Source organism: Flavobacterium sp. FlaQc-49 (assembly GCF_044005985.1).
Taxonomy (GTDB): Bacteria; Bacteroidota; Bacteroidia; order Flavobacteriales; family Flavobacteriaceae; genus Flavobacterium; species Flavobacterium cupriresistens.
Genome location: NZ_JBIPCS010000002.1, coordinates 515,710 through 540,537, shown reverse-complemented (window position 1 = coordinate 540,537; position 24,828 = coordinate 515,710). Strand labels below are relative to the sequence as shown.

Below are 24,828 nucleotides of genomic sequence, written 5' to 3'. Positions count from 1 at the left end.
TAAAAATTGTAGTGTTGAGAATTAATTGATTGAGATTTCATTTTTATCTGAAGTGATAAAAAAGAAGTATTTTATGTTAATTAGAGAGCGGGTAGGAAGGTTTTAGGATCTAAAAGGAGTTTCTTTGACAAACCAATCGATAATTTTCTCTCCAATTTTATCATTTAAAGTCTCGTTATCTTCTTTGAAAATTGAAATTTGTCCTAAACCACACGTATGCTTTGAATGGTCCCCTTCAAATTTTTTAAATCCTTTAAAATCTGTTTTATTTGAGGGATAAAGTAACATTGCTTTTGTAGATTCCCAATAGTCATTGTAGACATACATTTGTCGTAAATCATGTGTTGATGGTTGATTGTGTAAGATGTTTTTCCATTTTGTATCAATAATAAACTTACTAAACTCGTATTCAATTACAATATCAGGTCTTATCGAAATGTCATTCCAAAAACGAGTAGACTGTTGCCCACGAATAGCTATCTTTCTATCTGACTGTTTTAATCTTGCTAATATATATTCTTCCCACAATGAATTCATGTCAAAAAGTAATGCAAGCATATTTTCTGAGCCACTGGAAATATTAGGAGCAAAATTTAATATAATAAACTTTGAAATTTCCAAAGCAGTTTCATAGGGAGCTGTTTTTCTGCTTTTTGAAACTCTTAAAAATGTGTCTTCTGTAACTGAAATGTTTTTTACTTCAGGAAAATCTAATTGTACTGTTTTACATTTAGAATAAAGATAATTGCCTTTAGTGCATTTTTCTACTATATCTAAAGCTTTAAATAGAATTTGATGCACCAAATGATCTTTATCGTAAATCTGATGGGTGGTGTAAAAACGCTCTTTATGAACTAGATTTTTATTAATGTGTGCAGCAAATTCTAATTTTCCTTTTAAAGCTTTTACATTACCTGTTTCCTTATAATATTGTTTTATTAAACCTTGATGAATTAAGCTTTGAACCTCATTTAAAAACCATTCAAAATAGAGATCCAGTAAATGAATATTTTGCTTATTTACATTCGCTTGGTTCACATTTTGAACTTTAAGCTTTTTTGTAATTCGAAGCATTTCTATTAAAGTTTTTTGCCATAGATTTTCATCAGTTTCACAATTGTCAACTTTTGGAAGAATTTCAATTGTTAGTCCAGCTACAGAAATAACTCCAACATATTGTTTAAATTTAATTCCTTTGTTGATTATTGTAAAATACTCATTATTATGAAGTTCATTTAATTTTACAAGGGCTGTAAAATGTTTTTCTTCAAATAATACACCATTAAATTCGCTCCCATAGTGTAGAGAGTTATGTTCAAAGACTTGAATTATTTTATTACGGCTAAACATTATTTATTTAATAATAAGTTAATAGCATTTTCAATATTTGCAATTTCTTTTTTGAGAATAAAACGAGGAACTAATTCAGGGCTATTAATGTTATTTGAAGACCATTTTGCAAATGTTTTATTATCATTTTTAGGTTCAATACATTCAATAAATCCTTCTCCTAAAATCAAAGCAATTTTCTCATAATCATGATAGAAATATTCTTGTAAGAGCGGGATAATCTTATTGGTAAAAATATTCTCCAAAGCTTTGTCGTCATTTGATTTAACATTTATGAAGAAAGAATGCCCAATTGTATGATCTCGATCCAATAAAATTTCAATTCGCTTATTTATAGTTTTTAAGACATCTTTTAAGTTGAAGCTATTAAATTCAATTTTTTCTAAATCATTGTATTTAGGCATCATTTCGGTAAAATTAAAGCGTCTTCTTAGTGCAGTATCTATTGATTCTACGCTTCTATCAGCTGTATTCATAGTGCCAATAATATATACATTTGAAGGTACACTAAATTTTTTCTTGCTATATGGTAAAGTTATTTCTAATTTTTCATTTTTTCCTGCGCGCTTATCTTCTTCAATTAAAGTAATTAACTCACCAAAAATTTGAGAAACATTTCCTCTGTTAATTTCATCAATGATTAAAACGTGTGGTAATAATTTAGGCTCATCTTCTATATTAGTAACTTTGGAACTTTGGCTTATTTTATTATTGATGTAATTTAAGACAGACCAATAAGCTGTTGAATTAGAACCCCCTATAACAGCTCTAAATTCTTTATCAATATTTTTAATGATAGATAAATCAGGAAACACTTCTTGTAGTTTTTTAGCCCTGTCATAAGAAACAATATATGTTTTTGCTTTTTCAGAATAAATTGGTTTCAATTTTAGATTACCTCTTTCAGTAATTTCAACGACTCCTAATCCCAGATTTGGAGTTTGGATGGTTAGAGTTAGTGATTTGTTATTTTCTATTAGCTTTTCTGATTCATTGTATAAATCGTCCCATGCATCATCAAAACTATATTTTTCTATAATTTCTTTACTTGTCGTTCTTGTTTTTTTTGCACTTTCAACAATTTGTTTGAAAACACCATCTTCTATTTCATAAATTACCTGTTTGTTTTCTTCAGAGTCTTCAATGATTTTCGGTTTTATTCCTTCAATAAAATCTTCATAACTCATACTTTGATGAAAAGTAGTAAATACGATCTGACCAGTTTTTATATATTCATCAAATCTAGTCTTTAAGACTTCTCTTTTCTCAGAATTAATTTCTTTCTCCGTCTTAGATTCAATAATTGATAAGGCTTTATTAATAGTGTTATACGTTTTTCCCGTTCCAGGAGGGCCATATAATATTTGATTTAAAGGAAAATCCATATTTTTAGAAGAGATTAAATTTATAATTGAATTATCTATTATTGTATTTCTTACTTCATCATTCCAGATTGCCTCAATATCTGATTTTTTGGAAACTTCTTTAATGGTTTGCATATATCCGCCAAAATCAACTTCAAAAGGTTTAAAGTCTTCTTCCCATTGTATTTCTAGAGTTTGACCATCGTTTAGATTTCGTATCACAATTCCCCTAGCTTTTATTGCCATAACAGCTTTTGTCTTTTCTCGAACAAATGCTGATTTAATAGCTATATTACTTCCTGCAGGAACACCATTTACCTCCTTAATAAATTTGTCTGTGTATCCGTTAGTCCAGATGCTTTCTTTTATGAAACGAGCTGTTTGATCCTGCGGATTTTCAGTATCCCAAAATGCTCCAACAAGAAAGTACTTCTCATTATTTTTATATTCACAAAAAAAAGTATCGTAAAAACGTCGTAATCCAATTTCTTTATGGTTAATTGTAGTTGGTAGATTACTAGAAGCTTTAAAGAAAAAATCTAAAACAGGATCTTTTAACTTAGCACCATTTCCTCTTTTATCTAGATTATCAATAAATTGTTCTTTAATTGAGCTATCTATAAAATTATTATCGACTAATTTTAATTTGTTGTTTTCAAAAGTTAATTGAATATCATCTGAATCTTCAACAATGTTTTCACTTTTGACAATTTTAATTAATCTGTATAATTCAGGGTTTTTATAGAATTGAGAATCTGATAAATCAGTTAAAGGAATCTCTTTTAAAGTTTCTAATTTAAAAAAAGCTTTGTTTCTCGCAGATCGAGAGGTTAAAACTGCTAATGCTTTAGTTAAGCGCAAATATTTTAAAGCAATTAATTGTGAAACGTTAATTCCTAAATCAGGATTTAATATATCAAATTTTAAAATATCCTTGCCGTTTTTAATATCCCATTCTAGGGCTTTCCAAAACTGTATTTTATCTCCGCCAATTAAATAAACAAAATCACCTATTTTCAAATCACTAAACCATGATGATCCTCTAGGGGCAATATAATATCCTTCGTTTATTTGGTTTGGATCTATTTTTTGTGAAATTTTACCGAAAAATATATTCATATAGTGATTTTTAGGTTGGGAAATTATCTCTAATCATTGCTGCAAATTCTTTGTTTTTCATTTTATGTTCTTCTAGTAAAGCAATATTTTCTAATATTTCAACATTACTAATAATACCATTATTAAGAGGTAATTTTGCTATTTTATAAACAGATCTTATTGGCCCGATTTTTTCCAACCTTTTTTCAAATAATTCACTGAATGTTCCATCTGATTTTCTATTTAATCCAATTGAATCAATTGTTTTTTTTCCTCTTCCATTTTTATCTTTTCCTTTAGCTACATTATCTTCAAAATAGATTAAATTTCGAGGATTCTCTTCATATGGATTAATAAAAAAAGATTTTTCTTTAGAAAGGTTTTCACCATTTGTATTAGCTCTATGGTCAATTCTTCTGATCGGAAAGAAATTTTTTTTGTTTTTTTGATTACAATTTGTACAACATAACATTAAATTTTTGAAATCATATGCAAGTTTAAAATATCCTGGAAAATTAATTTTTTCATCCTTTTGTACATAACCACCTTTTGGTCTAAAGTGTTCAACATCACCATAATCTAGAGAAAGAATATGTTGTTCGCATAATGCACATTTACCGCTTTGTTGCTTTATTAATTGTTTTTTTATATCATCGTGCGAGTAAATATCTCTGTCAAATTCAAATTTCAGAATGCCTTGGTTATAAAGTTCTGGAAATAAGGTGTATAGTTTTTCTAATTCATTATTAGCTTCCGTAATTTTACAATTTCCATATCGATCTACAACCTTTGGAAAAATTTTAAATCTTTTTAATTGTATCATATTCCATCAAACTTATCAGTGATTTTATTAATTGTAATTAATGTTTTAATATCTGTCAATGTTTCACCGGTAGGCAATACATTAAAATCATTCTCGTGTTTTTTTAATTCGATAACATCTTCTTCGCTAAGTTCCCGTTTTTCAATAATCTCCAAACGTTTAAACATAAAATCATCTAAATATCTTGGTCTAGCATTAGGTAATTCGAAATATTCACTTAATAGAACTTGATCTATTCTCCAGTTTATTATTTTATGATTGTCAGTGTCTATTATAATTTGATCTGCTTCTTTTCTAAAAAGGAATAAATCATTATCTTCATACGATTGAACAATTAATGGACTATGTGTAGCCACAAAAACATGAGAGTGATTTCCGTTAAAATTGAATTCCTTAATTATATCAACGAAAATTCTTTGCCATTTAGGGTTAATATGGGTATCAGGTTCATCAAATAAAAACAAACAGTCTTTGTTTCCGGTAATTAATATTAAACCTATTACTGTTATTAGTTGTAGTTGTCCCTCACTTAATCCTGAAAAATTTACGGAATTTGATTCATTTCCAACGTAAATCTCTATATCGGTTAAAACATCCATTACTTGAGCTGATTCTAGTGCGTCAAAAAAGTCTAATGGTCTTTCAAATTTATCACAGATATATTCTTGAAAAATTTGAATATCTATTTTTTCCAACTCCATTATTTCACGAATATGTCTTCCTCTGTATTCATTTTCATTTAAATAAGTTGAAACTTTGTTTTCATTCATTCCATAATCATAAAAAACACTTAAAAGTGTATGGAGTTTACCTTTAAGATTCCAAAATGGATTTTTATCATCATCTCTATCTGAATAAAATTTATTTGGAAATTCTTCAATTCCTTTTTCTAAAAAAATGTAGCCTTTTGATTTAGGGTTGTTAAATACAATCTTAAAATTATTAACTTCATTTATGTTTAGATATTCATTGAATAATTTGGAAATTATTTTGCCATACTGTAAGTGATTTTTATAAAGTGCTAGAGTTAGAAGAATTAATTTTCCATGTTGACTTTCTGCAAAGAAAATTTTTCGTAATTCTTGATTTGGTTTGGTTTTCCTTCTAAAATAATTAATTTGATTATTTTTCTCTTTTCGTTCATGCGTTTCAACAATTTTTTTTATTCTCTTGTTTTCACCTGAATAATAACCAATAATGAATTTGGGAAGAACCTGATTCTTATGTTTAAAAAATTTTTTAAAATCAAACAATGTCACTTCATTACTAGTAATACTGCGTGATTTTATTTCATAAAAATCATCTTTTACAGTGATATTTATATCATTATCATTGCACTCATAGTTTATTGAATACTCAAAGTGATTATCAATTAATTTTCGGGACCAATTAATTATCTCTTCTTCTGTTTTAAAAAGATCAATACTTTGGAATATAGTTCCAAAAATTTCAATCAAATTAGATTTCCCAAGACCATTTTGTCCAACTAGCAAGGTTATTAAGTCAGAATTGAATTTTAAATCAATATTTTTCAAATTCTTGTATTCTGAGACCCATAGAGATTTAATTTTCATATGATGATCCCTTTTGATTTTTAGATTTGATGCTATTATTTTTGAGTATTTCAATTTCCTTTAATAAGTCTTTAGCATCCCCATCACTATCCAATTGCTTTACTAATTCTCCCTTAAACGCTTTATGCAAAATAGCTTGTGGTAAAATATCTATTTTTTGTTTCAGGGTTTCGTATTGTTTTTCTATGGCATCGGCTTTGGTAAACAAACTTTCTATTCGGGAAACGATTTCTTGTTGTTCTTTTTCTGATGGAATAGGAATACTAAAATCTCTACATTGTGAGAGTGAAATGTTTACTTGACCTACAACTCCTTTCGTTTCATTTACTAAGCTTTTTACCGATCTTCCTTCACAAAAAAAGTAATATAAAAACTTGTTCGATAAGTATTTTTTTACTCTGAAAAGGGTAATTGCTTGATTTAGATTCCACTCAGGATAATTATTCGGAATAATTGCAGTTTTATTTAAAGGTGGACCAACAATATTCATTATTACATCACCTGGATAGGTAATGGATTTTTTTATCTGGCTATTTTGAATTTCTTCCGATACATATTGTGGATTGTATTCAAAATCAATTTTATTATTCACAATATTATAAACTTTCAAAAAAGGAATTCCTGACATTGCAAAATTACTTCCTTTCGGAGTTCCTCCGCTTTGTACTTTTGCACAACAATCTTTTGCAAATTCATATTTCCATTCCTCCAACTCCTTCCCAACTCTCCAACTCTCTGTTAACTTCCCAGTAACTGCTTGTGTCAAAACTTGCTGTCTGAAGTTTTTAAGCAAAACAGGAATTTTTACCATACTGGTTTTTATGGTCTCCAGTTGGACAAAAAGATTATCTAGTTTGGCTACAATTCGGTTTTGCTCGGATAATGGTGGGAGGGGAATTAAAATAGTTTCATACTCTTTAAATTTTAAATTTCTTAGATTATTACTTCCTCCTTGATACTTAGTAATTTCTCCAGAATTGTAGAAATATTGTAAATAATGATTTATGAATTCACTATTTAAATTTTCATGCATTCTAAGTAAACGCAAAAAATTCGTACAGACTTTTGGAGTTTCAGATTCGAATTTTAAAACTTCTTCATCAATGAAAACAGTTCTTCCAACTGGTTGATCTGGCCCACCTCCTGAAATCTCAACCAATATGTCACCAAATTTTAATTTTCTATTTTCTAAGCTGTTCTTTTTTATCTTTCTTAAAGATGCTGTATTTCCTTTATTTACCGTCCAATTTTTTATTTCGCTTCCTCTAATGCATAGAACCTCTTTATAATCATTATCATTGATTGATTCAGGATCTTTTCCCCAGTCACCTCCAATAACATAAAATATAATTTCTTTAAGTTCCTTTTCGACCCAATTCTTTGGCAATTGATTTTCCATTAACTTAATTCTTTTATCATTACATTTAATTGCTCGGTAATACTTTGCAATTCTAGAAGAGCTTCTCTAGCAATATCAATAGGTTCACCTAAATCATCAGAGTTTGTTAAAGAACTATCTGCAATTAGGCCTAAATCTAAATTGAAATTCTTTTTTTCAATTTCAGCACGAGAAATACTTTGCCATCTTTCGTTTTTAATAGTTTTTCTTTTTGTATCAGAAACTAATCCATCATAATCTTTTTCTACTTTGTCAAAAGGTATTCCACCTGTATATGCCATAACGAAATCTTCAAAGGCTTTTTCGGTAAAAGGGGTGCGCTTGCCATAGCTCGGAGCGTTAGTACGCATATCATAAAACCAAACGTTTTGAGTATTGTTGGTTTCGGTTTTTTCTCTGGTGAAAAAGAGTACATTGGTTTTTACTCCAGCTGCATAAAAAATCCCTGTTGGTAAACGTAAAATAGTATGTAAGTTACATTTATCCATTAAGTCACGGCGTATTTTTTGTCCGTCACCATCTTCAAATAATACGTTATCAGGTAATACAACCGCTGCACGAGCTTTTCCGTCTTTTTTTAAACTACGGTAAATGTGTTGCAAGAAATTCAATTGTTTGTTACTTGTAGGAAACGTAAAATCATCGCGTGTTGGGCGTTCGCCTCCTTGTTTTGTTCCAAATGGAGGATTAGCTAACACACCGTCAAAATCTTTTAGGTTTTTACCAAATTCAGTTAGTGTATCATTTAGATAGATTGTACTTTCCATTCCATGTAAACGCGCATTCATCAAAGCCAAACGATGTGCATCTGGAACTAGTTCTATTCCAGAGAAAGCTTGATTTGTCTGAAAGTTTCTGTCTTTTTCGGATAAATGGTAATAGTTATCGTATTTACTTCTCAAATAATGATCAGCTGAGATCATGAAACCAAAAGTTCCTGCTGCTGGGTCAGTCCAACGTTCACCCAATTTGGGAGCCATTAGATCGACCATAATATTAATTAGTGGGCGAGGAGTAAAATATTGTCCTGCACCACTTTTCTTTTCGCCTGCATTTTTCTCTAATAAACTCTCGTAAATATCTCCCATGACGTCACGGTCGTTTTCTTCGTACCAATCTAGTTTATCTATAGCAGTTACAATAGAGCGAAAGTTTACAGGTTTACGTAAACTTGTTGAAGCATTGCTGTAGATTTCTTTTATACTTTGGCTTTGTGTTTTATTACTTACGGTTGCCAAGAATTCACGATATTTTGCAAAAGCTTCATTATTATCATGTTCTTTTACAAAATATTGCCATTGGTATTCTGCTGGAATATGCTCGTCAAATCCTTTTACTTCACTTAGTTTTAAAAAAAGAATATAGGTCAACTCATTTAAGTATTCGTGATAGGTAACACCATCGTCACGTAATACATTACAAAGATTCCAGAGTTTGTTGGCTATTTCTTGTGCGCTCATTGTTTATTTATTGCGAGGAGATCCCTCAAATTATTTATTATGGTATTGTATTTTGTTTTCTTTTAGAAAGAGAATAATTTTATGCAGTGTATAAATTTTCATTTAAAACAACTAAGATGCTTTCTAAGTCATTTTCGAATATTTTATTTAAACGGGTAAATCCTCCATCAAGACTAAATGGTTTTGCATCTAAATCAGATTTGGTTAAAACTGTCTCTTTAAGTAGCTGTGCTTCAAAACGATCAAGCCATTTCAATTGTGTTACGTTCCATGAACGGCTCTTTTTTACTTTATTAATAGCGTTTTTAATTCGATCTTCATGACTTACTAAGTCAGTATCTAATGCTAGTGTTCTAATAAAAGAAATAATATCGGCAGCTAAATCTTCATTTTTAGCAGTTTTCCAAGCAGTGGCTAGTGTAATTTCATTATAACCTTTCTGATCTAATAAAAGTTTTAATTCTTTTAGTGACTTTCTGTCAAGCTCAGCTGGTTTTGTACAGATAGTTTTTAAAGCCAATATTTGATTTCGATTCTCTTCAATAAATTTTTTAAATCCCTGAATATAATCTTCTGGTTTTTCGGCTTTTCCATAACCGCGTTGTATTTCAGTAACTTCATCCAGATGCTCCGAAACTAATTGTATTTTTGGTTGGTATATTTTCTTGTCAAGAAAACCCCAGAGACTGGTATAATTAGCTAACACTTTTTGGATGTTATTATCCTCAATTTGTAAAAGGTTTTCAATAAATTCTTCAGGTGAATCGCCTTTTGCTAAATACATAAACTGTTCAAGCTGACCTTGATTAATTTGCTTCTTTTTCCGTTGTAACTTAGCAACAATTTGTTCCAATTGTTTTTTAGCACGTTCAGGGGTGTCAATATATTCTAATTCTTCAATCAATTTTTGAAAAGAAATAGAAGGATTTGAAACTGTTTTCATTTGAGTATAATCTTCTAAGGCTTCATAGACTCTAACAGCATCATAAATTTTAAAGAATTGTTTATCAATCTCAGGACATAATCTTGTAGCTCTACCAAGCATTTGCTCAAAAAGAATACGAGAACGCACTCTACGAATAAATACTAAATTTACTATTTGTGGTACATCAATTCCTGTAGTTAGTAAATCTACAGTAACTACAATATTGGGAAACTTTTCGTTTTTAAAACGTTTGGTTAAGTTTTCTACTTCGTATACTTTACCAGTAAGCTTTTGTATTGAATCTTGTGGGACTTCGACTCCTATAGCTTCAAATTCTTCAAAAAGTAATTGTACAATTAAATCGGCATGACTATCACGAACAGCAAAGATCAATGTTTTTTCATCACCTTCAGGATCTAATCTTTGAACGAGCTCTTTAATTACAGCACGATTAAAAGATTCTGTAATTACTAATTTATTAAATTGTTCAATTTCTATGTGTAATTCATCTTCTAACTCCGCCAATTCTTCTATCTGATTAGTTTCAGAATTTAATATTTTTGGTTTTTCTCCCTTTTCCCATAATATTCCTTCTTCACTTAGTTTTGTTTTTATAATATAAGGAGGTTCATGATCTGTTAGAAATCCGTCAATGACTGCTTCACGATAAGAATAATTGTGTACAGGTTTTCCGAAAATTTCAGTTGTATGTAAGGCAGGTGTTGCTGTTAAGCCAACAATATAAGCATTAAAATATTCGATTACTCTTTTATACTGTCCAATATAATCATTTTCATCTTTAAACGTTAAATCCTCTTCATTGATTTCTTTATCTAAATTATAACCCCTATGCGCTTCGTCAATAATAATACAGTCGTAAGTGTCTATAGGAAGAATTTCGTTTTCAGAATAAAATAATCGTTTCACCATGCTTTGAACGGTAGCAAAATGTAAACGTGTATCAGCTTCTGGAATAATATTTTTCATTTCCTCCATTTTATAGATATTGGAAAAAGTGTTAATATCTTCAACCTTATTGTCCTTAAAATTGCCTAAAGCCTGAAGAGCTAATAATCTGCGATCAGTTAAAAATAGAATTCTTTTAAATCGGTCTGATTTAATCATTCTGTAAACAAATCCGATTGTTGTTCTCGTTTTACCTGTTCCAGTTGCCATAACCAAAAGTGAACGCTTATCATCAGGATTATTAATAATCTTATCTTCAACTGCTTTTATTGCATCAATTTGATAATAGCGTAATCCTAATCCGTTAGGATTTTGTAAATAATCATAGTCACTTTCTTCTAATCGAATGTTTGCTTTTTCAACATCCCTTGAGAATTGTTCAACAATTCCTTCTGGTGAAAACCATCCTCTTAAAGGATAAGCCTTATTACGCTCCTTTCTCACATCTAAAAACCAAATGCCACTTTTGGTTTTTAGTTGCTCAATGTAGGTTTTTCCGTTTGTAGAAAATAGAAATGGTACTTTAAATGAATCCCATTCTCCTAAGGTTTTAAAATTTGAAGAGGTATCCAGGCATTGTGCATATATCTTTGATTGGTGTAAATCAGTTGAAATATCAGTTGAATATTTTTTAGCCTCAACAATACCGTATAATTCTGTTCCAACAAAAAGAGCATAATCTGCCCATTTTCCATTACATGGCCACTCTGCAATAGCTTTGTTTTTACCTTTTTCAGGAAGTGTTTTGTTATTTTTATAATTAATTGTAAGAGAGTCACATTCCCAGCCAGCACTAGCAAGTTGTTTGTCAATTAATAATAATCTGGTGTCTGCTTCATTGAGATCAATATTTCTGGCGTTTTGATTTGATTTTTCTTTTCGCTTAGATATAACATTTGTTGAAGCATTTAATGATTCAATTTTAGTTTGGTAATCTATAACTTCTTTTGAAAGTTTACTTAGTTCATTATTAAGTGTTTCGACGGTTTTTACATGATCATTTTCAGGAATTATGTAATCTTCTGTTTCTAAAAAAGTACTTTCATAAGTTTCATAAAACCATCGAGATAAATGATAACATTTTTTAAGTACAAATAAAGCTTCTGTATTTGAACTATTTCCATCATGACTTGCTCTATTTCCTGATTTTCTAATAGCATGAAATATATCTTTGACGACTTCAGGGATAGCATTGTTGTAAAATAATTGATTTATACGCTCTATTTGATTGCCATCAAAAGAGTTTAAGTTTTCAAATTGCCAAATTAATGTTGTCATTTTTTCAGCAAATAGACGAGATTTAGTTAAAGAAGAATTTGGATCAACATAATATAATTTTTCCGCTATTTCACTAATTGCAAATAGCTCCGTATAGTTATTTTGTAAAAATATGAATTTTGATGCCATCTCTTTTTATAGTTTTTGCATTGGAAAGGAAGTTGTTTTATTCTTACAAAAGTACGATCATACAAACATAATGAAATGATTTGGAATCTAATTAAGGAAAACCATAACAGCTCAAAAATCTTTGAAGAATCATATTGCGATTAGATTTTATAAATCAATCGAAATATTCTAAAAACAAAAAAACCTTCAACAAAAGTTGAAGGTTTCAAATTTCAGCGGAGAAAGAGGTTCCGCTGATTTTATGTCAATTCCAGCAAAGACAAGGATTGTGATATATTATTTAATCAAGGGTCACCTATAGGGTCACTTAACTTACAGCGTATTAAATTATTACGATGTAAATATATGGAATATCTTTTAAATGAGTATTCCAATATCTGTTTTATAAAGATTTGTTAGTATTAATGATGCTTAACTGATATTTAGAAATTAGGTGTATCAACTTTGTTTTGGGTGTACACTACATTCGGTACTTCATAACCCATTTAGTATAAAATAAATATCAATCGTCTAATAAATAAACTACTAACAGTTTAACTATAAGATTTGAACGTAATAAAGTCAAGTAACTATTTATTACTAAAAAGTGATTATTCATTTCATAACTGCAACTTTATATGAAGAAGAAACAATGGAACTAAGAGAAATATAATTGGTTCAATTTTTCCAGAAAAGCTCACTTCTGAAGGAATGGAACGTTGAATCACCTAAATAAATGAAGCTCTTCGATTACAGCTGTTATTTTATTAGACTCTAGATAGTAAAAAAAAGGATAAATCAGATGCTTTCTGACTTGTACCAAGATGTGAACTCCTTGGTACAAAATTCGAACCTTTTATTTGAAGATTTTCAAGTTTTAAGCGAGTTGACAGAGGTTTAAGAATGAAATTATTTGATTGCCGGAGTTTATAAAAAGTTTCAACTAGCCTACATGGGGTTGATACAAAGCACATCTAATTGTATGGAATATAAATCCCCTTGAGTTTAAGGATATCTAGTAAATAACTAAAATTTAAAATTATGAAACAGTTACCTGATTTAGAAGCATTCGAAAAAATTCTCATAGACAAAGGCTTTAATGGTTACTTTCAAACACAAGTAGCCTATCCGGGAAAGTTGAAAGAAAGCATTACCGAATATATGGAAGCCTGTAACAATGGTAAAGAAAGATCTGATAGAGACGGAAACTTTTTACTATCGACTTATCTACAATGGTCAGGAGATGATAATCCGAGTATTGTATGCAATTTTTGGGTAAGACAAGAAAACGACGGTTTTGATATACAAAAAATGGAAATTACAAGTAAAGACCGATACGGACAACTTTTGAAAAAATCGGAACTAAAAAACCCTTCAATAAGTTCAATTCCGACATTAAAGGAAGCCATTGCTCAGGTTTCAGTATTTTCTCAACAAAAACTTTCTTCTCAAAAAAGAGGATTTAGAATGTAACAACTATAAAATAATTATCACATAAAAAACAAAAGACAGTACCTTTATTTGTCTTTATGTGGAGAAAGAGGGTTCGATGACTTTATGAATTATCCAGTAAATACAAGGTTAAGTAACGGTCGCCTATAGGAACACTTAACTTCAAAGGTATGAAATTAACACAATATCACAGATAAGAAGTAAATAAATGTGTGTCAATTATTGACCGAGAAATTACCCATATAAATATTTACTGAATTATTGATTAATAAGTTAAAGGATAAAGTATACTGTGAATACTTTGGTGAAAATTCAAACCTTTTATTTCAAAATTTCCATATTTTAAGCAAGCTCACAGAGGTTTAGAAGTAAAAGCATTTGATTTTTCAACGTTTGACAGTAAGGCTTAAATATACTGATTTATATTCATTCAATTTAAAACTCGCACCACTGGTGCGAGTTTTAGAGGCTCGTTTAAGTTCTTTCTAATGAGAATGGATATTACTTTTTTATAGCTAAAAGAAGATTATATAAACTAACAGCATTGAATTTTATTTCTTAAGTTATTCCAATGAGTTCTTGTTTTTGGAATACATAAAAGCAAGTGCACCAGAGCAATCAAAATTGCACCAGGCAAAAGATTAATAACGATAGTATGGAATATTTTATAGTTTTGATATTGAACAATATTAGATAAAATTGCCATTTGATTATTTTCATAGTGTAGTTTAATAGACAGGAAAACTGCAATTGATGCAAAATGAAATCCATTGACAAAAAGATGAAGAATATATTCCCATCGTGGCAGCCCGCCCATAAATTTTCTACTGTCTTTTTCTATGAAGGCATCGATCGCCATAACTAGAATATCAAGAGTTACAATGATTAGACCTATTACAAAACTTATATTACAGTCTTGATTTGAGAATAAAAAGTACAAAATTAAAGGAAAGAATATTGCCCTAATTGTATGTGTGTAATGCTCTGTTTTACTTTCGGAATTGTTATGAAGCTTATATTTTAATATGTGAAGATAAAATCCGTCGTAGAGAGCCAGAACTGAAAAGAGTAAAAGTAAAACTGTGGTAATGATAATTGCTGTTTCCATTTGTTTAATTAATTTTAAAGCAAAAGTAGCAGCTGGTAATTATCATTAAAAGGACAAATGTCCTCAATTTACAGTAATTTCTTTTCGAATCCGGCTAAGTGTCCTGCGGGTTACTCCTAGATAAGTGGCAATATCATTTATGGATCCTTTGTTTAGAATTGATGGATGTTCTTTTAGCAGTCGTAAATATTTTTCTTTTGCGGTTTCATTGCACAAAACACTGGCATACTGTTCCATTACCATGTATTGTCTTTCTGCAATTACTCTTCCTATATTCTGCCAAAAATTACTTTGCCTATACAGATTTTGTAGATCCGCGTAGGTAATAACCAAAAGCTCAGTATCTTCAATAGCCTGAATTGATAGGTCTGAAGGCTGCTGGGAAACAAAACTTTTATATGATGTTGTTAAGTTATTTTCCGTACAGAAACAAGAGGTTATTTCCTCGGATTTTTCATTAGTATAATAAGTTCTTAATGTTCCTTTCTTTATAAAAGCTACCTCTTGACATATTTTACCCTGCAATGCAAAATAGCTGTTTTTGGGTAAACGATGGCTTTTAAAATATTGGCTGTAATTTTCAAATTCCTGATTGCTTATAGGAGTAATACTATTTAAAAAAAAATTAAAACTTTCCATAAATGATTTTATTATGACAACTCTTAATATGCTTTTCTAAGCATAAGTGCGTAAACGTTTGGCAGTGGACTTTCTTCAATGGCTTGGGCTGTTTTTTCGATATCATAGCCAACTCTGATAAAATCGACTTTTACACCATCTTTTCTTGAGAAATTACTGCTTTTGTCGATAGTTATTACCGCATAACAGCATTTGGGATTTCCATCTTTAGGCTTGCCTACTGATCCCGCGTTTATAGCATGGAAATAACTGCCTTTCTTATTAGGGTTTTCCATAATACGATGATACGGCTTGTGCGAATGTCCGCAGATAATTATGTCAACACAACAGTCAAGGAAGATATTAGTATAATCATTTTCTTTTTTATCCTCAAGTAGATATTCCTTATTACTATAGGGACTGCCATGTACCATTAAAATCTTGATTAGCTTATCAGCTGCTTGATATTCCAATTTAATATGATCAGGCAGAGCAGAAAGATATTTTATCTGCTCTTTACCAACAATTTGATAAGCATAACTTTCTGACTCGTTGTATCCTTCATTGTCTATATCTACAGCTTTTACATCATGGTTTCCCGCAAGTGTAGGAATATGTCTTTTACGGATTTCATTGATTACCGCATTGGGACATAGATTGTAACCTACTAAATCTCCTAAACAGTAAACAGCGTCAATATTCTGCTCTTCAATGCTTTTCAAAGTTTGTTCTAATGCCGGAAAATTGGCATGTATATCTGATATTATTGCAATTCTCATATGCACTATTAAAACAATTATTAGCTGGTAACTGGTTTTTTATAATACTTTTTTCTGAACCAGAAAGCAACATTAACTAATGCAATAAGTGCAGGCACTTCAACTAAAGGCCCTATAACTCCCGCAAATGCCTGACCGCTGTTTATTCCAAATACACCAATTGCTACTGCAATGGCTAGCTCAAAGTTATTTCCAGTAGCGGTAAAAGCTATAGCAGTAGCTTTTGAATAATCAGCACCAAAATATTTTCCAACGAAAAAGCTTATAATAAACATTAAAGTAAAGTAAATTACTAGTGGAACAGCGATGCGTACAACATCCATAGGGATTTGAACAATCAGCTCGCCTTTAAGACTGAACATTACTATAATTGTAAAGAGCAATGAAATAAGTGTAATTGGTGAAATAAAAGGTACGTATTTAGTTTCAAACCATTCTGAACCTCTTAGTGCAATTAGAACATATCGGCTGATTATTCCTAATGCAAAAGGAATTCCCAAATATATCCCAACACTCTCGGCAATCTGAGCAATACTTATGTTAACTTCAAACCCATTGTAACCAAAATATGGAGGCAGAACGGTAATAAAGAGATAAGCGTAGACACTGTAGAGTAAAACCTGAAAAATACTATTAAGTGCAATAAGACCTGCTGCATATTCTCTGTTTCCATCTGCCAAATCATTCCAAACTACTACCATGGCAATACAGCGCGCCAATCCAATTAGAATGACACCGATCATATATTCTGGATAACCATTTAAAAAAAGCAGGGCTAAAGAAAACATTAAAATTGGTCCAACAATCCAATTTAGAAACAATGAAGCACCTAAAATTTTAGTGTTTCTAAAAACCTGTCCCATTTGCTCGTATTTTACTTTTGCCAAGGGGGGATACATCATAAGAATAAGTCCAATAGCCAAGGGAATGTTTGTTGTTCCACTTGAAAAGGAGTTGATGAAATTTCCACTAGACGGAATAAAATAACCTATTACTACACCAAGAGCCATAGCGAGGAAAATCCACAGGGTTAAAAATCTATTAAGGAAACCTAATTTCTTTCGCTCCGCAACGGGGGCACAGTTATTTGCTGACATTTTTATTGTTTGATTTGTGAGAATACATAAAACATTTCAGTTCCGATTTGAAGACTACGCTCTTGATATACTTGTTTTTGTTGTGGAGTATTATCGGATACTTTTGGATCTTCAAAAGTAATTGGTATGCGTTTTTCTGCGCCTGCAATAAATGGACATCCTCCATCGGCTTGTGAACAGGTCATAATAGCAACAAATTCGCTCTCAGGATTAAAATCGTCATCATAAGCTTTAGAAAACCCGATTACAGGAAGTTCATTCGATGAGTATTTTATTGAATAAACGGGATTTTTACCCTCTGAAAGACTTTTTACTTTAAATCCTGAATGCTGCAGAGTTTCGGCAATCATAGGAAATAAGGCAGTAGCTTCAGTACCTCCCGAATAGCATGAAACATTTTTTATATCATAGTTTGCAGCGGCAGTCTGTGCCCAGACTTGAGATAAATGACTTCTTCTGGAATTGTGTGTACAGATTAAATTAAGTCTAATCTCTTGTTTATTTTCTGCTTTGTTTTGGATGTAATCCACTAATGGCTGCAGGATAGTTTTACGTTCTGCGGAGATTTGATTAAAATCAAATGAATTAATCGTGTTTTTTATTTCTGTAAATAACATAGTTTTTCTGTATTGAAAATAAATATTTAGATTATAGTTTAAAAATTAACAACAGCCTGCGCTAGGTGTGCATGAATTTGTACTGTCAGCATTTAATTCGGATAATTTTATCTTAGATTTATCTGATGGGATTCCGCATTGATCCTGAGCCAGACACGCCGTCTGTTTATTTAATAAAATGAAATTCTTACCATTAAAATCTAAATCGTATTTGCCAATTGTGGTGTCCTGATATTCTACTTCAATCTCATGATCTTCAATCCCTAAAACCTTTTCAGAAAGTTCAATGATGTGAATTAATTTTTGAGGTTTTAGTCTGTGTTCATAATCATTGGCATCCCAAAGCTGAAAATTCACAACCGTTTCTTTTCTGACTACCCCACCGCAGTCAATAAAATTTTTAGTGATCAAACCAACTTCTGTTACGTGAAAATATTCCGGCACAAAAGTTCCGTTTGGCAGTTCAAAATTTACAGCCTCAACTGTATTAAGTACTTTTTTAATTTCTGAAAGTTTCATAATTTATGTATTTTAAAAATTTGTATCTTTTATCCTTATATAGCAAAAGCATGAGCAAAAATTGATTTATCTATGCTTTTATATTATTTGTAATTATTTAATCAATTCGCTTCGTCTTTCCAGAAGTACAGTATCTCTCCAGATTCCATTTTGTTTCCCTATTTTTTCGCGAATGCCTAATATTCTAAATCCAGCTTTCTCATGGATGCGCAGACTTGCTGCGTTTTCAGGAAATATACCGGCCTGTAAAGTCCATATACCTTCGGCTTCACTCAGATGAACAAGCTCATTTAAAAGTGCAAGACCTATTCCATTGCCGGAATGTTCAGTGTCAACGTATACGCTTACCTCGGCTACACCCGCATAAACACATCGTGAAGAAACAGGAGTAAGTGCTGCCCAACCTGTAAGCAAATCATCACTTTCAGCAACAATTCTACAAGTAGCAAGATGCGAATTATTCCAGTCTTCCCAAGTTGGTGTAGTGGTCTGAAAAGTAGCGTTTCCGGTATTTATGCCTTTTTCATAAATTAATCTAACCTGCTGCCAATCGGTATCCAATAGTTTTCTGATTTTCATATTTATGAGATTAGCAACATTCGTTTCTCTTTTTTTCAAGATGAGCTGTAATATGTTCGAAAAAGCCTTTTATTTTTTCTAATCCTGGTTCATTAATACAGTAACAAATAGAGTTACCATCAATACTTCCTTTTATTAAGCCAGCATTTTTAAGTTCCTTAAGATGTTGTGAAACCGTTGGCTGAGAGAGAGGTAATTCGTTAACTATATCTCCGCAAATGCAAGTGTCTACCTTTAACAGATATTCCATAATTGCTATACGTGCAGGATGTCCTAAAGCTTTAGCTAAAATTGCTAATTCGTTTTGATTATCTGTAAAGTGATCTGTTTTTGTAGCTCCCATCGTTTTATATTTATATTGCAATATTACGATATATATTTAAAATAATAAGCCTTTATAGTATTTTTTATTTTAGGTCAATTTGTTTTAATAGTCTAAAATAAAGCAATTGTTTGTAGAAACTCTAGCAAAAAGAGATAAAGAGCAGCTCAAAGCGGTTTTCGATAATTATTTCCTATTGAAAGATGCACTGGTAAAAACAGATGGTAAAGCTGCCGCGTCAGCCTCAAAAGAATTATTGACCGCAATATCTTCCGTAAAAATGGAAACGCTAAAAACAGAAGAACATATGGTCTGGATGAAAGTATCCAAAGATATGAGTCAACAAGCTAATAGTATTTCAGCTACACAGGATATTAAAAAGCACCGTGAATTTTTCAATCCTTTGTCTAAAAATATGTATACCCTGATAAAAACTTCAGAAGCCGTTTATTACCAATACTGCCCGATGCAAAAGACAAACTGGCTGAGCAAAGAGAACACAATTAAAAATCCTTACTACGGTTCCCAAATGCTGGGTTGTGGTAAAACTGTAGAAATAATTAAATAGAAAAAAAGATGAAAGCAATACTTATCATATTAAATGCATTTTTTGCATTTAATTTAACCGCAACAGCACAAACAGCTGCAAAAAATGAGGAGCAAAAAATAGTTTATATCTGCCCTTCACATCCTGAGGCGATGAACCCAAGTTCTGGATTATGTCCAAAATGTGGCATGAAATTAACAAAAACGACTCAAAAGATAGATACTAATGCTCAAAAAGGAAGTCAGCCTATGAGCAAAACGGTGACAAAATATGTGTGTCCCATGGACGGTTCAACTTCTGATCAAACAGGGGACTGCTCTAAATGTGCCATGAAGATGGTAAAAGTTACCGAAAAAATAGACACCCATGCTCAAAAAGGAAGCCAGCCTATGAGTAAAACCGTGACAAAATATGTCTGCGCGAAGGATGGGGCAACTTCAGACCAACCCGGTGTATGTTCCAAATGCGGAATGGAAATGGTAAAAGTCACTGAAAAAATAGATACCCATGCCCAAAAAGGAAGTCAGGCTATGAGTAAAACGGTGACAAAATATGTTTGTCCTATGGACGGATCGGTTTCTGAAACTCAAGGGAAATGTACAAAATGCGGAATGGAAATGATTGAAAAAGGATCGGATAAAAAATAGGAATCTAATAACGAAAATGCTGTCAATGGCAGCAATAAAGGATTACTGCCCTATGGCAAACGAGCTCTATGGATCAGTGAAATAAAAGAGATCACAAAACCCTATTATAGATCAAAAAAGAGCAACTGCGGATCAATAAAAAAAACATTCTATAATGAAACAATTCATCAGAAAGATTCTTTTTATTGGGTTAATTATCTTTCTGCTGATGCAATTCTATTAGCCTGTCCTAAATTCCGATTACGGACAGGTTTTATCAATCCATATTTCTAAAGTCTATCAAATTCCTGTAAATATCGAATCAATCTTGCAGACTTCCTGCTATTACTGCCATAGCAATAACACCCAGTATCCGCGGTATTTCTACATTCAGCCTGCACGACTTTTCATGGAAAGCCATATTCCCCAGGGGAAGAAGGATTTGAATTTTAGTGAGTGGGAGATTATTAGAAACGAAAACAAGGAAATAAATTAGACTGAATTATAAAGCAGGTAAAAGTGAACAAAATACCTTTAAATCTACAGGCTTTTTATTTAATTATGTACAGCTTAAAAATAAGTTGATATTCCCATATTAAACCCATCCGTAATGGATGGCGGATTAGAAAAAATGTCCCTTTGTTTTAAATAGCGATAGTTTAGGCGGATTACGGTCTGAGAGGTGGGCCTAAAACTAATGGCGGGCATTATACTCCATAGATCTTCACCAATATTGCCTGCGGTTTCTTTAAATTTTCCCACATTCCAATCCACGTATTCCAATCTGCAGGCGATGCTTACGGTTGCTTTTTCCCATCCCAGCATTGTTTTTCTCAGGATGGGCTGTACAATATCTATAAAGCCCCCCCTTTGTTTGTTTCCAAATTGCTGGGAGTAGGTCTGGGGTACATCAACATAAATCCAGGCAAATTCTGTAGTGATAAAGGTTTTGATTTTTGGCAGTGTCGTGTTAAAATCCAGGGCGAAAACAGCTACCCGTCTTTTTTGGTCAACAACAATTCCGTCATCCTGAAATTTGTTATAAATCCCTCCCATATATGAAATTCCCAGTTCGCCTATTTTACTGTTTCGAAGGGCTATTTTTCCAGTAAATAAGGGCTCACCGCTATTTATTTCCTCAAATCTTTCGGGGTTGTTTTTTGCCGCGGGCAGGAAAGTTTTATTCTGGGTGTTCTCAATTATAGAATTATCGAAACTCCCTGATAAATAGGCTTCATAGCCAAACATCCAGTTTTTTGTGTATTTTTTCCCAAAAAGCCCCACTCCGGCATTACTAAAGGTGGCGGGCAGCATCTGGGTAGATGAAATTGGGCGGTCGGTAAATTCCCATTTAGGCCCGTCATGATTTTGATTGAAGGAGCCAATCGGATTCAAAATTATTCCGGCCCTTAAATTGACCAGAGGATCAAATTCAACATCTACAGATGCAAATTCGATTGCAATCTCTTTGCCTCCATCTTCAAATTCAATTTCACTTAAAAACTTTACTCTTTTGCTAATAGCTGATGAGATGAAAACAGACAGTCTTCTGGCTTGAAACTGATGGCCTTCCGATACTCCGTCCGTGGTCAGTTTCTGCCAGTTTATTTCAAGATACCCACCAATAGAAATTGGTGTTTTGTTTGCATTCAATGCCGGTCTGTTGTACAGGGCATCCATGTTTAAGATGTTTTTTACAGTATCTTTAGGTATTCTTTTAAGTAAACTGGGATCAATTTGCGCAAAAGAAGTTAAATTAAAAAGAAGTGTAAAAAGGAATATATAAGTTGGTTTTATTCTCATTTCAGGGATATTTTCAGGAAGTTGTTTTCAATTGCTATTGGAAATTTTCTAAGATCTCTCTCAGCAGGCCCATTTTCTAAAACCCCTCTGCTGCTAAACTCGCTTCCATGCGCAGGGCATTGGAGTTTATCTCCAAAAACCTGTAATTCTGCGCCCTGATGCGTGCACAGCATAAACATGGCGCAATAATCCTCTGCACTAAATCGATACACGCAAATCGGGGCTTTTAATATTTCATTTTGAATGATGATGTATTTTTTGAATTCTGTTTTTGTTCCCTTTTGTATTATAAAATCAGAAACGGGAACTAAAAGATCAGAGTCTTTGATCTCTCTTGATAGAATCTGGGAAGAAGCACAGCTTTGTAATAAAGTTGCTCCGGTTAATGCTGCCAGGCATCCAAAACCGCATGTTTTTAAAAATTGTTTTCGATCCATTGATTATAATGATTTTATAAATTTCAGTAAAGCTTCTTTGTCTTGTGTGGAAAGTTTTTCAAATGCATTTCTGCTTTGCTGCGCCTCGCCGCCATGCAATGTTATGGCCTGCTCAATGGTTTTTGCACGGCCGTCATGCATCAGAAATAAGTTTCCTCCCTGTGAATTTTCTGAAAGGCCGATTCCCCAAAGTGGCGGTGTCCGCCATTCGTAGGTTTTGGCGCTTCCTTCTGTATAACCATCGTCTAATGCACTTCCCATATCATGCAAAAGCAAGTCAGTGTAAGGGGCAAAAGTTTTATAAGAAAGGGAGTTTACAGGAGCATAACTTGTCTTGAGCTCACTTTTATGACAAGCCGCACAATTAATTTGAGCAAATATGTTTTTACCGCGGATAACACCGGCATCATTCTGATTGCGCTGAATTGGGGCTTTTAAGGTACTTAGGTAAAAAACAACATCGTTGACTTTGGAAGTTGGAATCTCAGGATCAATCTCTAAATTAGAATAATGGTCTATGGGATTGTAAAAGGATGCTATTCCCATGTCCTGATTGTAGGCGTTAACTGTCTGATGCAGCAAATCAAAGGCGGATGCTTTTTTTCCGTATCTCCCAATGTATTTACCGTTTTGGATTATTGCCGTGGGGGCTGGAATGGAATAATTGGGTATAGTAATCCAATTTACAGCCCCTGAAATGCCATCACCATCACTATCGTCAGGATCTGCCATTGCTACGAGATCCGCATCTGAAACATATTGCAGAAAACCCAGTCCTGTAAATGCCGGCGGGGTAAATTTGGAGAATGTTGCCCCGGCTGGAATTTGTTCGGGTAAAAAACCCGGAAGTGCCCTGTTTTGGAGCTGTGGGGCTCCTTGATTTAAAAACAGATTTCCAGTCTCATTGATTTGTCCAAAGCGGGTAAGGGTGGTAAATAAATGTCCTTTTCCATCACCCGCATGGCAAATTATACAGCTCGTTCCAACAAATGTTGGTCCCAGGCCTGTTTCGCGTGTAAAAACTTCGTTTACAGCTGCATCACCTCTTAAGAACTGCGCAGCTTCAGAATAAGACAAACCATCGACTGGACCGTCCAGTAGTTGGTCATCAGCGGGTATTTCAACATAAGTTGTATCACAAGATAATAGTGAGAAACATAAGATTAGCAGCAAGAAAGATTTTCTTAAAAAAATATTTAAATAACACATGGTTTAATTTTTAGACAAAGCTAAAAAAATATTTAGAATAATATTGTTTTTCTTAAAATATTTTAAGGCACAATATTTTATATTTTGTAAATAATAAAAGTCAAATGACAAAACCACATATATAAAAATAAAAAAAGAAAAAATTGCCGCAGAAACCTTTGTCTGCTGATCTTATTTACGTGCGATAATGAAAAGGATAATGTAATGTTTTAGTATTCATCTTGAATAATTATCAGGGATTTAAAAAAAAAACTTACTTTTGCAAAGTTGAAACTTACAAATACCATATTATCAATTATCTTGTTAGTACTTTCGTGTATGCCATGTGCAGATATGAAAGCAGCTGTTTCGCGTACTGTAACAGAATCCAGTTTCAGCCATGATGATGATCATTCTCATAACAATAAGCTTGATTTATGTTCGCCGTTTTGTATCTGCAGCTGCTGCGGCTTGCAAATGGTAAATTTGTCGCAGGTACTTATTGACTTTCCAATACCTTTTAAAAGAATTAACATACAATTGCCTACCTATAAATCAATTTTTACTTCCAATTTCTTCGGAAGTATTTGGCAGCCTCCTCAGATAGTATAATAAAGTCCGTCCCGACACTTCGAGATCCGGGTCAGATTGTGATTGCTCACAAATAAAAGCAAAGCTACTTTAGCTGATTTTTAATTCATTGTAATATTTCCAGCCTTTGGCAAAATTTAATATTGAGCTTTATCAAGAAGCTTATATATTTTTATTTGCCTTAATTCTATTTTGCCTTA

General features: G+C 32.1%; 23 protein-coding genes. 5 read left to right on the top strand and 18 right to left on the bottom strand.

Going from position 1 to position 24,828, the window contains the following annotated elements; all coding sequences use genetic code 11:
* Positions 1-102: 102 nt before the first annotated feature.
* The 7 genes from ACHRV3_RS05560 to hsdR all read right to left on the bottom strand — a co-directional run bounded on the left by ACHRV3_RS05560 (position 103) and on the right by hsdR (position 12,366).
* Positions 103-1,350: an McrC family protein gene (locus ACHRV3_RS05560; protein ID WP_395433578.1), complete on the bottom strand. Its 1,248-nt coding sequence runs from the start codon at positions 1,348-1,350 to the stop codon at positions 103-105.
* On the bottom strand, positions 1,350-3,833 hold the full coding sequence (locus ACHRV3_RS05555) for an McrB family protein (protein ID WP_395433577.1): 2,484 nt from the start codon (positions 3,831-3,833) through the stop codon (positions 1,350-1,352). The genes ACHRV3_RS05560 and ACHRV3_RS05555 overlap by 1 nt, the downstream gene beginning before the upstream one ends.
* A 10-nt stretch (positions 3,834-3,843) precedes the next feature.
* Entirely contained in the window at positions 3,844-4,635 is a 792-nt protein-coding gene (locus ACHRV3_RS05550; RefSeq protein WP_395433576.1) for a hypothetical protein, read from the bottom strand.
* Complete coding sequence (locus ACHRV3_RS05545) at positions 4,632-6,209, bottom strand: AAA family ATPase (protein WP_395433575.1); 1,578 nt, start codon at positions 6,207-6,209, stop codon at positions 4,632-4,634. Before ACHRV3_RS05545 ends, ACHRV3_RS05550 begins: the two co-directional genes overlap by 4 nt.
* Positions 6,199-7,608 (bottom strand): restriction endonuclease subunit S, encoded by a 1,410-nt coding sequence (locus ACHRV3_RS05540; protein WP_395433574.1) that lies wholly within the window; start codon positions 7,606-7,608, stop codon positions 6,199-6,201. The genes ACHRV3_RS05545 and ACHRV3_RS05540 overlap by 11 nt, the downstream gene beginning before the upstream one ends.
* Positions 7,608-9,068: an N-6 DNA methylase gene (locus ACHRV3_RS05535; protein WP_395433573.1), complete on the bottom strand. Its 1,461-nt coding sequence runs from the start codon at positions 9,066-9,068 to the stop codon at positions 7,608-7,610. The genes ACHRV3_RS05540 and ACHRV3_RS05535 overlap by 1 nt, the downstream gene beginning before the upstream one ends.
* A 79-nt stretch (positions 9,069-9,147) precedes the next feature.
* Complete coding sequence (gene hsdR / locus ACHRV3_RS05530) at positions 9,148-12,366, bottom strand: type I restriction-modification system endonuclease (RefSeq protein ID WP_395433572.1); 3,219 nt, start codon at positions 12,364-12,366, stop codon at positions 9,148-9,150.
* Positions 12,367-13,386: 1,020 nt separating this feature from the next.
* On the opposite strand from hsdR, the gene ACHRV3_RS05525 reads away from it, so the two are divergent.
* Complete coding sequence (locus ACHRV3_RS05525; RefSeq protein WP_291286653.1) at positions 13,387-13,818, top strand: hypothetical protein; 432 nt, start codon at positions 13,387-13,389, stop codon at positions 13,816-13,818.
* 514 nt (positions 13,819-14,332) lie between these two features.
* Here ACHRV3_RS05525 and ACHRV3_RS05520 read toward each other — a convergent pair.
* The 8 genes from ACHRV3_RS05520 to ACHRV3_RS05485 form a co-directional block, all read right to left on the bottom strand.
* Positions 14,333-14,905, bottom strand: coding sequence for a hypothetical protein (locus ACHRV3_RS05520; protein WP_291286654.1), 573 nt, complete (start codon positions 14,903-14,905; stop codon positions 14,333-14,335).
* Between the two features lie 63 nt (positions 14,906-14,968).
* Positions 14,969-15,544, bottom strand: a complete 576-nt coding sequence (locus ACHRV3_RS05515) for a Crp/Fnr family transcriptional regulator (protein ID WP_291286655.1) — start codon at positions 15,542-15,544, stop codon at positions 14,969-14,971.
* Between the two features lie 23 nt (positions 15,545-15,567).
* Entirely contained in the window at positions 15,568-16,302 is a 735-nt protein-coding gene (locus ACHRV3_RS05510; protein ID WP_291286656.1) for a metallophosphoesterase, read from the bottom strand.
* Positions 16,303-16,322: 20 nt separating this feature from the next.
* Positions 16,323-17,399, bottom strand: a complete 1,077-nt coding sequence (gene arsB, locus ACHRV3_RS05505) for an ACR3 family arsenite efflux transporter (RefSeq protein WP_291286657.1) — start codon at positions 17,397-17,399, stop codon at positions 16,323-16,325.
* 2 nt (positions 17,400-17,401) lie between these two features.
* Complete coding sequence (locus ACHRV3_RS05500; protein ID WP_291286658.1) at positions 17,402-18,016, bottom strand: low molecular weight phosphatase family protein; 615 nt, start codon at positions 18,014-18,016, stop codon at positions 17,402-17,404.
* A gap of 45 nt (positions 18,017-18,061) precedes the next feature.
* Positions 18,062-18,535: a DUF6428 family protein gene (locus ACHRV3_RS05495; protein ID WP_291286659.1), complete on the bottom strand. Its 474-nt coding sequence runs from the start codon at positions 18,533-18,535 to the stop codon at positions 18,062-18,064.
* 93 nt (positions 18,536-18,628) lie between these two features.
* A complete protein-coding gene (locus ACHRV3_RS05490; RefSeq protein ID WP_291286660.1) occupies positions 18,629-19,114 on the bottom strand; it encodes a GNAT family N-acetyltransferase in 486 nt (161 codons plus the stop codon).
* A 10-nt stretch (positions 19,115-19,124) separates the two neighbouring features.
* On the bottom strand, positions 19,125-19,457 hold the full coding sequence (locus ACHRV3_RS05485) for a helix-turn-helix transcriptional regulator (protein WP_291286661.1): 333 nt from the start codon (positions 19,455-19,457) through the stop codon (positions 19,125-19,127).
* A 106-nt stretch (positions 19,458-19,563) separates the two neighbouring features.
* Here ACHRV3_RS05485 and ACHRV3_RS05480 point away from each other — a divergent pair, with 106 nt between their 5' ends.
* The 3 genes from ACHRV3_RS05480 to ACHRV3_RS05470 all read left to right on the top strand — a co-directional run bounded on the left by ACHRV3_RS05480 (position 19,564) and on the right by ACHRV3_RS05470 (position 21,105).
* Positions 19,564-20,004 carry a DUF3347 domain-containing protein gene (locus tag ACHRV3_RS05480; protein ID WP_291286662.1) on the top strand — a complete coding sequence of 147 codons (441 nt, stop codon included), beginning with the start codon at positions 19,564-19,566 and terminating at the stop codon, positions 20,002-20,004.
* An 8-nt stretch (positions 20,005-20,012) separates the two neighbouring features.
* The gene (locus ACHRV3_RS05475) at positions 20,013-20,630 is read left to right on the top strand and encodes a heavy metal-binding domain-containing protein (RefSeq protein WP_291286663.1); all 618 of its coding nucleotides are present in this window, start codon (positions 20,013-20,015) and stop codon (positions 20,628-20,630) included.
* A 307-nt stretch (positions 20,631-20,937) separates the two neighbouring features.
* Positions 20,938-21,105 (top strand): heme-binding domain-containing protein, encoded by a 168-nt coding sequence (locus tag ACHRV3_RS05470; RefSeq protein WP_291286664.1) that lies wholly within the window; start codon positions 20,938-20,940, stop codon positions 21,103-21,105.
* A gap of 74 nt (positions 21,106-21,179) precedes the next feature.
* Here ACHRV3_RS05470 and ACHRV3_RS05465 read toward each other — a convergent pair whose 3' ends face one another.
* From ACHRV3_RS05465 to ACHRV3_RS05455, 3 genes are read right to left on the bottom strand one after another with little or no spacing between them, the layout of a single operon-like run.
* Positions 21,180-22,412 (bottom strand): hypothetical protein, encoded by a 1,233-nt coding sequence (locus ACHRV3_RS05465; RefSeq protein ID WP_291286665.1) that lies wholly within the window; start codon positions 22,410-22,412, stop codon positions 21,180-21,182.
* Positions 22,409-22,849, bottom strand: a complete 441-nt coding sequence (locus tag ACHRV3_RS05460) for a Rieske (2Fe-2S) protein (protein ID WP_291286666.1) — start codon at positions 22,847-22,849, stop codon at positions 22,409-22,411. The genes ACHRV3_RS05465 and ACHRV3_RS05460 overlap by 4 nt, the downstream gene beginning before the upstream one ends.
* Before the next feature lie 3 nt (positions 22,850-22,852).
* Complete coding sequence (locus ACHRV3_RS05455; RefSeq protein WP_395433569.1) at positions 22,853-24,022, bottom strand: di-heme oxidoredictase family protein; 1,170 nt, start codon at positions 24,020-24,022, stop codon at positions 22,853-22,855.
* Between the two features lie 303 nt (positions 24,023-24,325).
* On the opposite strand from ACHRV3_RS05455, the gene ACHRV3_RS05450 reads away from it, so the two are divergent.
* Entirely contained in the window at positions 24,326-24,649 is a 324-nt protein-coding gene (locus ACHRV3_RS05450; protein WP_366046699.1) for a DUF6660 family protein, read from the top strand.
* Positions 24,650-24,828 lie beyond the last annotated feature (179 nt).